The sequence below is a fragment of the Tannerella sp. genome, assembly GCF_052170195.1.
Lineage (GTDB): Bacteria > Bacteroidota > Bacteroidia > Bacteroidales > Tannerellaceae > Tannerella.
In genome coordinates, this window is the sequence record NZ_JBQNAZ010000003.1 from 26,616 (window position 1) to 41,834 (window position 15,219).

The following is a 15,219-nucleotide window of genomic DNA, read 5'->3' on the forward strand; positions in this document are numbered from 1 at the left end:
AGAATGGGCAACCGGCACGCGGCTTTTTTAATTCTTTTTCAGCATTTCGCCGCTGCCGAGTTTCTGATCGATGTACGTGATTTTCTTCATCGATTTTTCTTTCTCCCGACGCATCTTTTCAAGGTCGCTCAGAATGATAGCCAGCTCGAACGTTGCACGGATGGCTTTCTTGTCATCGTTGCTCAGCATGAGAGAGAAAGGCTTGCCTCCGGTATATTCGGCCTTGACACGCGCCTTGTCATCAAGTCCGCAAATAAACTTGACTGCGTCGATACCGTTTTCAGCTTTATATGTGACGATTTCAGTCGTATTGCCCAAATCTTTGAAACGGTAATTCACGCCACCATCGTAAGGGACGGAAGCCGTCTCGGCGTAAGCCCCGTCGGGTGTACAGAACTTCAGCCCGGTATGATTGAGAGGAGCCCGTCCGAAGAAAACGCTGGCCAGATAGATTTCGCCTTTTTCATCGACCCCGCAACGGATATAGCTGCGCTCCACATTGCGCTCAACGGTCTTTTGCTTCCATACATAATGCCCCACGTCCTCGTATACCGTATCTTTTTCGAGTACAAAATTTTTCTTCATCGCTTCGGCTTCTTCGGCACGAATTGGTATCATGCTGTCGCAAAAAGCGATGTTGCGCTCACTCTCGCCGCGCTCGACGAGGCGCATTAGCGTTAATGACTCTTTTAGCACAGTCACTTCCTCCGGATAACGCATCCGGAGCGTATCGATCGCATTCTTGGCCGCAGCGAATTGCCGCTCTTCATACAGCACCCGGGCACGTTCCAGATCTGCTCTTGCTTCTTTTTCCCTCCCGCATGCGGAGAGCAAAAGCATCCATCCGCAAAGGAAGATTGTATACTGTTTCATTATCAGGTTTTTATTATTTGTTTGTCATTTTATGAATGATTCTGCCCACTCCGGCAAATCGTTTGTGTATTTTTTTAGTAAAACTCCGTCTACTGTTCGATATAACAATTTGGGAGGTTTATTTTCTACATTATCATATACGTAAACCCTGTCTACAATTGCTATCGCTGCTGCCGCATTGATTAATGATTTTTGATATGGGGACTTCATGCCCTCCTGTTAAATAACGTTTTGCAACACGCCGAACATTGATTGTCGGATCTTGAGTGCAGATATAAAAGAAACACTTGTACCGAATATCTGTTGCATCTTGTGCCGCTTTTATGATAGATTCGTGCGAATTCCAATCCCCATAAATTTCTTGTGCAATATTATCAGGATTGATATATAAACTTCCTTCCGACCATTCATTCTTTAATAATTGGTTCGTTGTCGATGTTTTACCTGCTCCATTAGGACCGGCAACAATGCAAAGAACCGGCTTCTTCAATTCGGTCATATTGCTTTTTTAATGAGTTATTTCTCGTTTTAATTTGGTCACTTGCCGAGATACGTCTTTCATCCGCGACTCCAACACAGCATTTACCTTACGAGATTCCTCTTGAATCGCTTTACCCACTTCTGCCATCAATTTGTCGAGCAACTCGTCTGTCGGTTTCTCTTTTGAGTTTAAACGATATGTTCTGAGTGTCATAATTCAGCTTCCTTTCGTCACAAACTATAAACAATTTTTTTTACATCAACGGACTGCCTACTTTTCGATAAACAATTGTGCCCAATAGAAGGTTCTGTTGTTTCGATAACAACCTACTCCGATATGTGTAAATCGTGCGTCCATACCGAATATTATCGCTATGCCCGGGCACGTTCAATATCTGCCCTTGCTTCTTTTTCCATCCCACATGCGGAGAACAAAAGCATCCATCCGCAAAGGAACAATATATTCTTCTTCATCTTTTTTGTTCGATAATATAAGACACAAAGGTAATGCTTCTTTCCTGAATATAGATGATAGTCCGATCCCATGCTTTGGGCGAGACGCTGTTTTCGACCCGCGCAAGTAAACCGAATCAATGCGTACGACAAAAGGAAAGTCTCTTATTATTCGACTTCTTTCCATTGATAGGAGACTGTTGATGAGAGGGGGGCAATCCTCATTACGAACATTAATTTGGCGAATTATCGGAAATGAATTATCTTTAGCGGCTCAATCGGTTATTTTTTCTGATTGAAGACATCAATTTGCGCATGAGAAACAGAAAGCTACGCATGGGAATGATCGGAGGTGGGATCAATGCATTCATTGGCTCCATCCATCGTTGTGCCGCTCTTATGGACAACGAGATCGAACTGGTTTGCGGATGCTTCAGTCGCAATGAAGAGACTTCACGCCAATCAGGCCGTTCTCTTTACTTACCGGATAACCGTGTATATGGGAACTATCGCGAAATGATCATGCAGGAGGCTCTGCTTCCCGAAGGAGAACGGATGGACTTCGTCGCAATCGTCACCCCCAACAAGGATCATTACGAACCGGCTGTGATGTCGCTCGACGCAGGTTTTGATGTTGTACTTGACAAGCCGATGACGTTTTCGCTTGAAGAAGCCCGATCTTTACAACAGAAGGTCAAAGAAACCGGACGCCTTCTTGCATTGACACACACATACTCGGGTTATCCCGCCGTTAAGGAAGCCAAAGCTCGGATCGCACGGGGAGATTTAGGTAAGATACGGCGTGTCTATGTGGAATATATTCAGGGTTGGCTGACTGACCGCGTTGAACTCTTGGGTAATAATAATGCCGTCTGGCGAACCGATCCGCTGCAATCGGGCAAGGCCGGATGTATTGGCGACATCGGTACACATGCGTGGCATCTGAGTGAATATATCACCGGCCTACGCGTGACCGAACTGTGTGCCGAACTGAAAACATTCGCGACAGGACGGCAGCTCGACGATGACGGTGCCGCTCTCCTGCATTATGACAACGGGGCTACGGGTGTTCTTATCGCTACGCAGATTGCTGCGGGTGAAGAGAATAACATCACCGTGCGCGTCTACGGCGAGAAAGGAGGCCTTGAATGGCGTCAGATGGAGCCGAATACGCTATATGCGAAATGGTCGGATCGACCAACGGAAGAAATACGTGTCGGGAACGGCTTTTCCGGACTTAGTGATGTTGCCCGTTGGAATACCCGGACGCCGGGCGGGCATCCCGAAGGATATATCGAAGCATTTGCCAACATTTACCGTAATTTTGCGCGTACCCTCCGTGCACGTGCAGCCGGAGAAACACCGCGGAAAAAATGGTTGGATTTCCCGACCGTCGATGATGGACTGCGCGGTATGCAGTTCATCGAAACAATGGTCGCTTCAGCACATAACAACGATGGCAAATGGCAGCCATGGATCGATTAACAACAAAACAAATATAACGAACGACTGAAATAATATGAGAACAAGCTACCGATCGAGAAGAGACGAAAAAAAGAAGAAAAAGAAATGGCCTCTGTTTCTGTTCGGCTTTATCGTCGGCATGGCCTTTTTTATGTCGCTTTATGAAGTATCCGTCTACTATTCGACGGACGAGGCGTGCATGAGTTGCCACGTCCATCCGCATGCGGAAGAAGCATGGAAATTATCGTCGCACGTAAACAACAGCAGCGGTGTCACCGTTCATTGTGTCGACTGTCACCTGCCTCCGAAGAATCAGACATGGAATCATTATTCGGCCAAGATACGACTTGGAATGCGCGACGTGTGGGGCTACCTGACAAAAGATACATTCGATTGGGAAATGAAGTCGCAGCTCGAACATGCCGTGAAATATATCCCGAACGAATCGTGTAAGGAGTGTCATAAGAATCTGTTTCCCGCGGGGATTACCGATGCAGGGATCACCGCACATCTTTACTATGAAGAAAACGAGAAAAAACTGAATTTGCAATGCATCAGTTGTCACCTCGATGCCGGACATTATAACCCGAACTACAAGCACGGACAGATGACCGGTATTCCGGGAGCTTCCGCCGCAGCATCCGGGCCACTTTTCGACTCGGCAACCGTCGTGACTTCTTTTGCCGATTTTACCGAACAAATTCCGGGCACTCCCGTATCGTTCAAAATGATCGCCGTTCCGGGCGGAACATTCAAGATGGGTAGCCCCGATAAGGAAGACTTCCGCCGAGAAGATGAGATGCCGGTACGAAACGTAACAGTCAGTCCGTTCTTTATGGCCGAGGTAGAAGTGACATGGGATCAATATTGGGCATTCTACGCGGCTACGCTCAGCGAAGGACGTACCCCGCCCGAAACGATTTACGCCAATAATACCCGCGCTGACATCGATGTGGACGGTGTTTCCGGTCCTACGCCGCCTTTCGGATTTCCGGATCAGGGATGGGGAGGAGGCACGCGACCGGCCATTACGATGACGCACTACGCCGCCGAGACGTTCTGCCAGTGGCTCTCCCTCAAGACCGGTAAGAAATATCGTCTGCCGACCGAGGCCGAATGGGAATATGCGGCTCGCGGAGGAACGGAAACACCTTATTTCTTCGCAGGAAGACCGAAAGATTATTCCGATGAAGGTTTCATCCGCAAGTTTATCAGCGCGAAGACCGAACCCATCGGAGCATTTGTCATTTACGGTAAAAACGCGAAGAACAAAACACAGGAGCCCGGTAAAGTCAAAGCGAACCCGTTCGGGCTGAAAAATATGCTCGGCAATGTGATGGAATATTGTGCCGACAAATACGATCCGCAGGCGTATGCCAAAGGAGGCTCGACTGTTACCAATCCGTTGGTGACCGAAGGCGAAGAATGGGTCGTACGTGGTGGCAACTATACGAGCGATGCCGCCGATGTGCGCTGTGCGGCCCGCAGTCATACGCACCACGACGACTGGCTGAAGACCGACCCGCAGCAGCCGAAGAGTATTTGGTGGTATTCCGACATCCGGGGTATCGGCTTCCGCGTGGTTTGCGAGCCTGACCCGTCGCTGAAAGCAAAATAATCAGGAACTAAAAACAGTATATCTAATTCAAAATTGTCATGACAAAAAAAAGCAGTATCAGTAGAAGATCATTCCTCAAAAGCACCGCTCTTGCAGGAGCAGCCGGAATGGTCGGTACGGGGGGGACTGCCACCCTGCTTACCTCGTGTGGAGGAGGCGCAAGCAGTAACGAGAATGCGAATGCAGCCAACAAACCGCTGAAAGAACCGGGAACGTATTATGTACCCGAGTTGCCCGATATGGCGGCCGACGGTAAAGAGTTAAAAGCCGGTATCATCGGTTGTGGAGGGCGCGGCAGTGGCGCAGCGATGAACTTCCTCGCAGCAGCGAATGGCGTATCGATTGTGGCATTGGGCGACACGTTTCAGGATCGGGTAGACGGTCTGGCTCAGAAACTGAAAGACGAAAAGAATATCGACATCCCCGCCGATAAGCGCTTCGTCGGGTTGGATGCGTACAAGCAGGTTATCGACAGCGACGTAGACGTGGTTATCGTTGCCACGCCGCCCAACTTCCGCCCCATTCATTTCCAGTATGCCGTAGAAAAAGGCAAACATTGCTTTCTTGAGAAGCCGATCTGTGTCGACGCGGTAGGCTACCGCACCATCATGGCTACGGCCAAGCAGGCACAGGCCAAGAACCTGTGCGTAATCACCGGTACGCAGCGCCACCATCAGCGCAGTTATATCGCATCGTACCAGCAGATCATGAATGGTGCGATCGGCGAGATTACGGGCGGAACGGTTTATTGGAATCAAAGCATGTTGTGGTACCGGGAGCGTCAGGCCGGATGGAGCGACTGCGAATGGATGATCCGCGACTGGGTGAACTGGAAATGGCTCTCCGGCGATCATATCGTGGAACAGCACGTACACAACATCGATGTGTTTACATGGTTCTCGGGGCTGAAACCGGTGAAAGCCGTAGGCTTCGGCTCGCGTCAGCGCCGGATCACGGGCGACCAGTACGATAACTTCAGCATCGACTTCACGATGGAGAACGGGATTCATCTGCACAGTATGTGTCGCCAGATAGACGGTTGCGCGAACAACGTCAGCGAATTTATTCAGGGAACGAAAGGTTCGTGGAACAGCGCCGACATGGAGATCAAGGACCTGGCCGGCAATGTGATTTGGAAATACGACGTTGAAGCCGAAAAGGCTTCGTTCAAACAGAACGATCCTTATACGCTGGAGCATGTGAACTGGATCAATACCATTCGCGCCGGCAAATCGATCGATCAGGCTTCGGAAACCGCCGTATCGAACATGGCCGCCATCATGGGACGCGAATCGGCTTATACGGGCGAAGAAACGACCTGGGAAGCCATGACGGCTGCAGCGCTCGACTATACGCCGGCCGACCTGAATCTGGGTAAAATGGATATGAAACCGTTCGTAGTTCCCGTACCCGGTAAACCGTTAGAGAAAAAGTCATGAGTATCGACAGACGAAACTTTCTGAAAGCTTCGCTGGGCAGTGCGGCGCTGGCAACAATGGCCGCCTGCTCGGGAGGCTCGACGACAGGCGCAGAAACGAAAACCTGCTGCAAGGACGAAGGCGACACGAAGAAAGACGTGAAGCTGAACCTCTCGTTTCAAGAGGGTACGTTGGGTGATTTGGAGCTGACGGCCAAGCTCGACGTGATGGAGAAACTCGGTGTAACCGGCCTCGAAGTGGGAGGCAGAGGATTGGCCGCGCGGAAGGACGAGCTGAAGAAAGCGCTCGAAGGACGTAACATTAAAATCAGCGCGATATGCGCCGGATTCGAAGGCTTTATGCTTTCGGAAGAAGAAGCCGTGCGTAACCTCTGTCGTGATACGATGCGCGAAATCATTGCCGCCGCGGGCGAGCTGGGCTCGACCGGTGTCATCATCGTGCCGGCGTTCAACGCGCAACAGCCCGCCATGCCGCATACACAGGAGACACGCGATTTCCTTTGCCGGTGGTTCGACGAACTCGGCACGTTTGCCGCCGAGCACCGGACGACGGTCATCTTCGAACCGCTGAACCGCAAGGAAGCGTTCTACCTCCGTCAGGTAGCCGACGCGGCGTCCATCTGTCGCGACATCAACAACCCCGGCGTGCGTTGCATGGGCGATTTCTGGCACATGACATGGGAAGAAACGTCCGATATGGGCGCTTTCCTTTCGGCCGGATCGCTGCTTCAGCACGTACATATGGCCAGCCGCAAGCGTCGCCTGATGCCGGGCGAAGACGGAGAGGCCGACCGCTACGTCGACGGTTTTCGCGCGCTCAAGATGCTCGGCTACGATAAGTACGTGAGCTTTGAATGCGGCTGTCAGAACGACGATCGCGTAGCCACGGCTACGGCCGCCGTCGAGCTGCTCCGCAAGCAGTGGGACGAGGCGTAAGGAACACCTATATATAAATGTATAGCGGAAGCGGATGCCGTTAGTATATGCAAATATGAGAATGAGCGAGGTGGTGAGCGAACACCTCTCGCTCATTCCGGTGATCAACCGCTTCGGCATACGGCTGGGGGTGGGTGATGAGACGGTCATGGCGCTTTGCGAAGCAAACGATATCGATACGGACTTTTTCCTCACCATCGTCAATACGTTTATCAACGAAGATTATTTTCCCGAGAAAAAACTGCAAAACTTCCACCTCACGCAGATTATCGACTATCTGAAGCAAACGAACCGGTATTATCTGCAATACCAGTTGCCCAACATCGACCGGCACTTGCAGATTTTTATTCATACGTCGGGGGGGAGCAATGCTTCGCTGCAACTGCTGGGCAATATCTTCGCTTCGTTCAGAGAGAAACTGTGCGGACGCATTCAAACCGACGAGAAAGAATGGTTTCCCCAACTCCTTTCGCTCGGCGAAAAAGAGCAGAACCGGAGAAATACACGGTCGAAACGATCGGTCGATACCGACGAATCGATCGAAGCCATGATGGACGATATGCGGAACATCATAATCAAGCATCTGACCGGAGTGTACGACGAGAACCTGTGTTATGCCGTTCTGTTCGCCATCGACGCACTGGGGCGCGACATCCGGCAGCACAACCGCATTCGCAACCGCATCCTGCTCCCGATGGTCGACGATAACAGCCATCTCTCGAACCGTGAGAAGGAAGTGCTCAGACTCATCGTCAGCGGATATACGAACAAAGAAATTGCCGCACGGCTCTTTGTCAGCCTCAATACCATCCTGACTCATCGCAAAAACATCACGGCCAAGCTCGGCATCAAAACCATTCCGGGACTTACGTTCTATGCCATCACCCATAAAATCATCACCGAAATCAAATAAACGCATCTCATGGCACGCCGAAAAATCACGAACACACAAGCCGTCTGCATCATCCTGCTGTGGGGTTTTCTGGTATATATCTTGTTGACATCGACTAAGACGATCGACTTTATGACCCTTTTTTCCATTGTCGCCTCAGGTATTATCGTTTTTGTCCCGCTCTACAAAAACCGGAAACGACCGAGCTGATCGGCCTCAAACCGGCATCGGGGAGGCGGGCGTCTGAGAAAATATTCCGCGTCTCCCACGGCAGGCAACCTCTTTAAGCATGGGGCATACTCCATATATACAAAGAAAAAGTGTTATATAACATATAATGCTGCGGGATGCATTAAAAAAAATTATCCTACCTTTGCGGCCGCAACACACTAAGAAGAGAATGAATTTCGATACATTTGGCTTGCAGCAACCAGCTATCAGAAAGAATATTTTCGATACTGAAGCAAACAACGGCAATGTCTTAATGAAAATTAATAAGGACAGGATGTGTTTAACATATCGTTGCCCTTTTTGTTCGTTCCTCTTTATACAGTTTGTTTTTTTGTGTGATGTTTTCATAATCTTTTTATATGGTATCCGGTCGGCGGCCGGTCTACCAACTTTGTTATTTAATCGAGTTAAATTGCCGTGTCATGCTGTGCGGATGAGGAGAACGTTCCTCTCCGCCGGACATGATCATGCGACACAAGAGAGTCTTCCGTTGCGCCGAAACATTTCCGTAGACTCTACGATGATCTCCCGTCGTGCCGGGCGATTACCGTACACCGTATTATCCTTTCCCGTTGCGCCGAGATATCTCCGTAGGCTCTACGATGATTTCCCGTTGCGCCGAAACATCTCCGTAGACTCTACGATGATCTCCCGTTGTGCCGGGAGATTACCGTACACTATATTATCCTTTCCCGTTGCGCCGGGCGATGACCGTAGGATGTATGATCCTTTCCCGTCGTCGCGCGGAGAAAACGTGTGCCGTTCTGTTTATGATCATTCTATTATTCAATATCTAAAATCGCAATCTTATGTTACGTGTTAATTACAGTGAATTGTCGACTAAAGTGTTGGGAAACTTGTCGAACCGTACAATCGAGGTGGTCTCACCTGCGTATCAGAGCGGAGTGCTTCAACATCATCCGCTGGTAGAAATATTGAAGGCGAAGAATAATGCCTATCAGGAAATCGTGATCAAAAATACGTACAGCGGGCTGGGCGATCCGGTAGCGGAGGCTGATTTGCGGCGCGATAAGCTGTATCGCAGTCTTCGGCGGATGCTTCAGGGAATGGTTGGATTTACCGATACTCCCAAAGGCAAGGCGGCTGAAGCGTTGCTGACGGTTTTTGAAGAAACCGGCAATATTTACGGCCTTTCGTATGCCGATGAAAATATCGTGATGCAGACTTTGATTAAACGTCTCGACGAACCGATTAATTTAGGGCATCTCTCTACCGTGTCGGCCAAAGATGAATACGATGCCCTGAAGCAGGCGCAAGCGGCCTTCGAGACTATCAGCGCCGAACAGACGGATGCCAACTCGGCATTGCGGCAGAAATCTTCGGCCTCCGGTGCACGCCGTGAGCTGCATCTGGCTTTGCGCGATTTGTTCTCGCTTATCTCGGCGATGAAGAACCTGCCGGAGTGGAGCGATTTATATCACGACCTCGACGAGTTGATTAAAGAAGCCCGCCAAAGCAATCGGAAACCTTCGAAAAAAGAACCTGAACCTCCCGTCGCTCCTTAACATGGGCGGTCGGAAGAAATGAACGAGTATTTCGATGATTTTTCAATAATTGAAATGGATTATATATAACCTGTTGTATAACTAATTATTAAGTGATATGAAAAGAAAAAAACTTTTTGGAGCGAGAAGCTTGCTTACACTTATTTTGTGTATCTCGGCGCTTTCGCTCTCGGCGCAAACGATTACGGTGCGAGGCACTGTGACCGATGCAAACGATGAGCCGCTGACTGGAGCGACTGTCGTCGTCAAAGGAGATCCGTCGAAAGGTGCAATAACCGATTTGGACGGGAAGTACACACTGGAGAGCGTACCGTCGAAAGGGACGCTTACATTCTCTTTCGTGGGAATGAAAACACTTGATGTGGAAATTAACGGCCGCACGGTGATTGATGTCTCAATGAAAGACGACTCCGAAATGCTGGATGAGATAGTTGTGGTAGGTTTCGGTACCCAGAAAAAGGAGAATCTGACGGGAGCCGTAGCCACGGTCGACGAGAAAGTCCTGAAAGGACGTCCGGTAACTACCGTTACGCAGGCGCTTCAAGGAGCTGTGGCCGGTATGAATGTCTCGGTAGGCAACAGCGGTGGAGAGTTAGGCGGATCATTAGGTATTAATATCCGTGGTGCCGGAACGATCGGTAACACCAGCTCGTCGCCTCTTATCCTGATCGATGGTTTGGAGCGGAATATCAACTCGCTCAATCCGCAGGATATCGAGAGCATCTCCGTCCTGAAAGACGCAGCATCGGCTTCGATCTACGGATCACGTGCTGCCTTCGGGGTAATCTTGATCAAGACCAAGTCCGGCAAATCGGGCAAAGTCAGTGTGACGTACAACAACAACTTCCGTTGGAGCAGTCCGTTGCTTCAGCCGAAAATGCTCGATTCCGAACGCTTTGCCGAATATTTTAACGAAGCCGCAAAGAACGGAGGACAGGCAGCACCGTTTAGCGATGAAACGTTACAGAAAATCCGTGACTACAAAGCCGGTAAAATTCCTTACGAAACGGAATGGAACGAATCCGGAAAAAGTTGGAAAGGATATACAAATGGCTTTTCCAATAACAATTGGTACGATATTTTCTATCGCGATAATGTGCCTTCTCAAGAGCATAACATCAGTTCAAGTGGCGGTACGGAAGCCGTGAACTTCTACTTCTCTGCCAACTGGCTTGGACAGGACGGTTTGATGAAATTCAACCCTGATAAACGCGATCGTTATTCGGTCGACGCAACAGTGAATGCACAGCTACACAAGATGCTTAAACTGAAATATTCGGGTAAGTTCTCACGTGTGGATTACGGTCGCTCGTCGTACGATCACGGCCTGTTCTACCATAACATCGCCCGTCGCTGGCCTACCTTGCCACTCAAAGACCCGAACGGCAATTATGTGTACGGAAACGAAGTGGCACACTTGAACAACGGACGGAGAGAAGAACAAACAGACGAATTTATCCAGCAGCTGGCACTTATCTTTACACCGATCGAAGGATGGAACACTCACGTGGAATTGAACTATAAAACCGGTACAACGTTTACACATGTCGAGGTGTTGCCGATTTATTCGTACGACAAAAACGGTGTGGCCAACGCCGCCGCCCTGCAATTCGGTTCGTTCTGGTCGGGCGGACAGTCACGCATCAGCGAATACGGACATAAATGGAATTTCTTTAACCCCAATATTTATACCGAATATGTAAAATCGATTAATGATACACATAACTTTAAGGTAATGGCAGGGTTCCAGTCCGAACTGAACAAAGGACGAGGTTTGGGCGCATGGAGAGAACAGGTTTATACGCCCGACGTGCCGGCCATCGACGCCACATACGGCGATAACGACGGTGTAAACGGATACTTCAATCATTGGGCAACTGCCGGTTTCTTCGGACGTCTCAACTACGATTACATGGGAAAATACCTTGTAGAATTGAACGGACGCTATGACGGATCGAGCCGCTTCCTGCGGGACAAGCGCTGGAACTTCTTCCCCTCCTTCTCGCTCGGATGGAACATGGCTAAAGAATCATTCTGGACAGATTCACCGCTGGGAGAATACGTGTCTACCTTGAAACTCCGTGGTTCATACGGTGAATTGGGTAACCAGAATATCGTAGACCAGTATCAAAACCCGCTTTACTACCCCTTCTATTTGAATATGCCGGTAGGGGTAGCCGATGGAAACTGGCTTGTGAATGGCAAAAAAACGAATCGCGCATGGGCGCCGGGACTGGTAAGTGGATTGTTGACGTGGGAACGTGTCAATTCATGGAACATCGGAGCAGATGTCAACGCTTTTAACAACCGTCTAAACATTGTCTTCGATTATTTCCAGCGTAGAACATACGATATGGTCGGTCCGGCTCCTCAACTACCCAACACACTGGGAACCGAAGTGCCTAAAATGAATAATACCGATATGAAATCGAGAGGTTTTGAGCTTGAAGTAAGTTGGCGTGACCGTATCGGTGAACTTTCGTACGGAGTGAAAGCCACTCTAGCCGACAGCCGTCAGTTCATTACACGCTATCCGAACGAAAATGGGTTGTTGAATCAATATTATGCAGGACAGGAATTGAACGAAATCTGGGGATATACGACAGTCGGTATCGCTAAGACAGATGCCGAAATGGCCGAACATATCAAAAAGAATAAACCTACGTGGGGTAGCGACTGGGCTGGTGGAGATATCATGTATAAGGACCTGAACGGGGACGGTGAAATCAGCAAAGGCGGTAACAAATTGAGCGATCATGGCGATTTGAGCGTTATTGGTAACAGCACGCCGCGGTATAACTTCGGTATCGATATTGATATGCAATGGAGAGGATTCGATTTCAGAGTATTCTTCCAAGGCGTGGGTAAACGGGATATTGCCGTAGGTGGTCCTTACTTTACCGGAGGAAACGGAAATATGTGGCAGAATGCCGGTTTCGAAGAACATCTCGACTTCTACCGTCCGGCTGATACGAAGAGCTTCTTCGGCCCGAACGAAGACGCGTATTATCCGCGTCCGAGCTTCGATAAAGGAGGGAAGAACTTTGAGACACAAACACGCTGGCTTCAGAACGGAGCATATATGCGTTTGAAAAACCTGCAAGTAGGCTATACCGTACCGTCGGTTTATACGCAGAAAATAGGAGTGAGCAACTTCCGTGTGTATGTATCCGGTGAAAACCTGGTGACGTTTACGAAAATGACGAAAATATTCGATCCGGAGACCTTTATGGGCGGATGGGGTAACGGAAAAATTTACCCGCTCTCACGCGTCTGGTCTTGCGGTTTAAGTGTAACTTTCTAACAAAAAAACATGATGAAAAAGAAATCTTATTTATTGTATATTGTCCTGATAGCGGCAGGAGCATTAAGCGTCTCCTGTAATGACTTTTTGGATAGAGCACCCTTGTCGCAGGTTACGCCCGAAGTCTTTTTCAAATCCGAGGCTGATCTCGAATCGTATAGTATTGCTCATTATAGTTTCCCGTCGCATAGCGGATGGAATGCCGGAACATTTGTTGATGACAATCACACGGATAATCAGGCCGGAGTACATGCCAATAGTTTGTGGCTGCCCGGCGAATGGCGTGTAGCAGCATCCGGAGGGGGATGGGACTTTAGTGAAATTCGTGAACTGAACTATTTTTTAGAAGCCGTTCTTCCCAATTGGAAAGCAAAAAAGATTACCGGTAATGAAGAAAATATCAAACACTATATTGGTGAGGTATATTTTCTCCGTGCTTACGATTATTTCGGGAAATTACAAACGTTCGGCGACTATCCGATTATCCGTCGGACATTCCCCGATCAGAAAGAGTTGTTGGTAGAAGCATCTAAACGTCGTCCCAGCCATGAGGTGGCACGATTTATCCTGTCCGATCTCGATTCGGCCATTATGCTGATGAAATCCAGTCCGGTTGCGAATAAAAACAGACTGAGCAAGGAAGCGGCACAACTCTTTAAATCGAGAGTAGCGCTCTACGAGGGGACATGGTTGAAGCATCACAAAGGGACGGCGCAAGTACCCGGTGGTACGGGTTGGCCGGGAGCAGGGAAAGTCGATAACTTCTCGATCGATATCGATGGCGAAATTGCATTCTTCTTAGGTCAGGCAATGGAAGCTGCTAAAGCGGTAGCCGAAAGCGTGAAATTAGTTGAAAGCAACGGAATATTGACCGGCGTTGCCGCACTTGAAAATCCGTACTTTAAAATGTTCGGCGATCTGGATATGTCGGGATACAGCGAAGTGCTGCTTTGGCGCGACTATGATGCACAATTTGTCGGACATCATACGATGCACTACCTCAATGGCGGAGCGGCCTCGGGATATACCCGAAACTTTGTGGAATCGTTCCTGATGGAAAACGGTCTGCCGATCTACGCCGCTGGATCAGGATATAAAGGCGACGAAGATCTTGCCGATGTACTCACAAATCGTGATCATCGTCTGAGACTCTTTACCGCAGCTCCCGGAGATACGCTCGTCAAAGACAAGGGTGATGCATTGGTGGCATCTTATCCTGAAATTCTGGACTTACCGGAGCGTAGAGCCGTGACTGGGTATAATATCAAAAAAGGAGTATACGGTTTCGAATCAAAATTCCTGAAAGGTGAAAACCCGACAACGACGGGGTGCATCATTTTCCGTGCCACCGAAGCCTATCTGAACTATATCGAAGCGGCTTATGAAAAAGACGGAGCTTTGGATCAGACGGCATCAACCTATTGGAAACAATTACGCCGCAGAGCCGGATTACCCGAAGATTACAATGTGACCATCTCAGCTACTGATTTGGCACAAGAACAAGATTGGGGAAAATATTCGGCCGGTAAGCTCGTCGATAAAACGCTTTACAACATCCGCCGCGAACGCAGATGCGAATTAATGGCCGAAGGTATGCGTCTGGATGACCTGCGCCGCTGGAGAGCACTCGATCAGGTAAAGAATTATCAGGTCGAAGGGTTTAAACTCTGGGGAACGATGCAAGACAAATATGTCGATAAGGACAACAACAAATCAAAGCTGATTACGCTTCCAAGCGATAAACCGAACGTGTCGCGCAAGGAGAACAGCTTGTATCTGCGTCCGTATCAGATCGTAGAAGCCAATAATAAATTTTACAACGGCTACAATTGGACTGCAGCACATTATTTGTCACCGATTGCGTTTGAGCATTTCGTGTTGACAAGCCCCGATGGAAAGGCAGAGAACTCCGTGATTTATCAGAATCCGGGATGGCCTCTCCAGGCAGGAGGAAAACCGACTGGCTTCTAAACCACTTTTATAGATATTAAAATAGAGGGTGCG

12 protein-coding genes are annotated in these 15,219 nt (G+C 49.0%); 9 read left to right on the plus strand and 3 right to left on the minus strand.

Going from position 1 to position 15,219, the window contains the following annotated elements; translation table 11 throughout:
* Window positions 1–27 precede the first annotated feature (27 nt).
* From ACTTKA_RS01420 to ACTTKA_RS01430, 3 genes are all read right to left on the minus strand, one after another.
* The gene (locus ACTTKA_RS01420) at window positions 28–873 is read right to left on the minus strand and encodes a hypothetical protein (protein ID WP_442713040.1); all 846 of its coding nucleotides are present in this window, start codon (window positions 871–873) and stop codon (window positions 28–30) included.
* Window positions 874–1,006: 133 nt separating this feature from the next.
* Window positions 1,007–1,372, minus strand: coding sequence for a zeta toxin family protein (locus ACTTKA_RS01425; protein ID WP_442723690.1), 366 nt, complete (start codon window positions 1,370–1,372; stop codon window positions 1,007–1,009).
* Between the two features lie 9 nt (window positions 1,373–1,381).
* Window positions 1,382–1,567, minus strand: a complete 186-nt coding sequence (locus ACTTKA_RS01430; RefSeq protein ID WP_442723691.1) for a hypothetical protein — start codon at window positions 1,565–1,567, stop codon at window positions 1,382–1,384.
* A gap of 554 nt (window positions 1,568–2,121) precedes the next feature.
* Here ACTTKA_RS01430 and ACTTKA_RS01435 point away from each other — a divergent pair.
* The 9 genes from ACTTKA_RS01435 to ACTTKA_RS01475 all read left to right on the plus strand — a co-directional run bounded on the left by ACTTKA_RS01435 (window position 2,122) and on the right by ACTTKA_RS01475 (window position 15,186).
* Window positions 2,122–3,291 carry a Gfo/Idh/MocA family protein gene (locus ACTTKA_RS01435; RefSeq protein ID WP_442723692.1) on the plus strand — a complete coding sequence of 390 codons (1,170 nt, stop codon included), beginning with the start codon at window positions 2,122–2,124 and terminating at the stop codon, window positions 3,289–3,291.
* A gap of 34 nt (window positions 3,292–3,325) precedes the next feature.
* The gene (locus ACTTKA_RS01440; protein ID WP_442723693.1) at window positions 3,326–4,888 is read left to right on the plus strand and encodes an SUMF1/EgtB/PvdO family nonheme iron enzyme; all 1,563 of its coding nucleotides are present in this window, start codon (window positions 3,326–3,328) and stop codon (window positions 4,886–4,888) included.
* A 38-nt stretch (window positions 4,889–4,926) separates the two neighbouring features.
* Complete coding sequence (locus tag ACTTKA_RS01445; protein WP_442713045.1) at window positions 4,927–6,327, plus strand: Gfo/Idh/MocA family oxidoreductase; 1,401 nt, start codon at window positions 4,927–4,929, stop codon at window positions 6,325–6,327.
* Window positions 6,324–7,262, plus strand: a complete 939-nt coding sequence (locus ACTTKA_RS01450; RefSeq protein WP_442723694.1) for a TIM barrel protein — start codon at window positions 6,324–6,326, stop codon at window positions 7,260–7,262. The genes ACTTKA_RS01445 and ACTTKA_RS01450 overlap by 4 nt, the downstream gene beginning before the upstream one ends.
* A gap of 34 nt (window positions 7,263–7,296) precedes the next feature.
* A complete protein-coding gene (locus ACTTKA_RS01455) occupies window positions 7,297–8,175 on the plus strand; it encodes a LuxR C-terminal-related transcriptional regulator (RefSeq protein WP_442723695.1) in 879 nt (292 codons plus the stop codon).
* A 9-nt stretch (window positions 8,176–8,184) separates the two neighbouring features.
* On the plus strand, window positions 8,185–8,364 hold the full coding sequence (locus tag ACTTKA_RS01460) for a hypothetical protein (RefSeq protein WP_442723696.1): 180 nt from the start codon (window positions 8,185–8,187) through the stop codon (window positions 8,362–8,364).
* A gap of 830 nt (window positions 8,365–9,194) precedes the next feature.
* Entirely contained in the window at window positions 9,195–9,911 is a 717-nt protein-coding gene (locus ACTTKA_RS01465; RefSeq protein ID WP_442713048.1) for a DUF6261 family protein, read from the plus strand.
* 97 nt (window positions 9,912–10,008) lie between these two features.
* Entirely contained in the window at window positions 10,009–13,215 is a 3,207-nt protein-coding gene (locus tag ACTTKA_RS01470; RefSeq protein ID WP_442723697.1) for a SusC/RagA family TonB-linked outer membrane protein, read from the plus strand.
* Between the two features lie 12 nt (window positions 13,216–13,227).
* On the plus strand, window positions 13,228–15,186 hold the full coding sequence (locus ACTTKA_RS01475; RefSeq protein ID WP_442723748.1) for a RagB/SusD family nutrient uptake outer membrane protein: 1,959 nt from the start codon (window positions 13,228–13,230) through the stop codon (window positions 15,184–15,186).
* Window positions 15,187–15,219 lie beyond the last annotated feature (33 nt).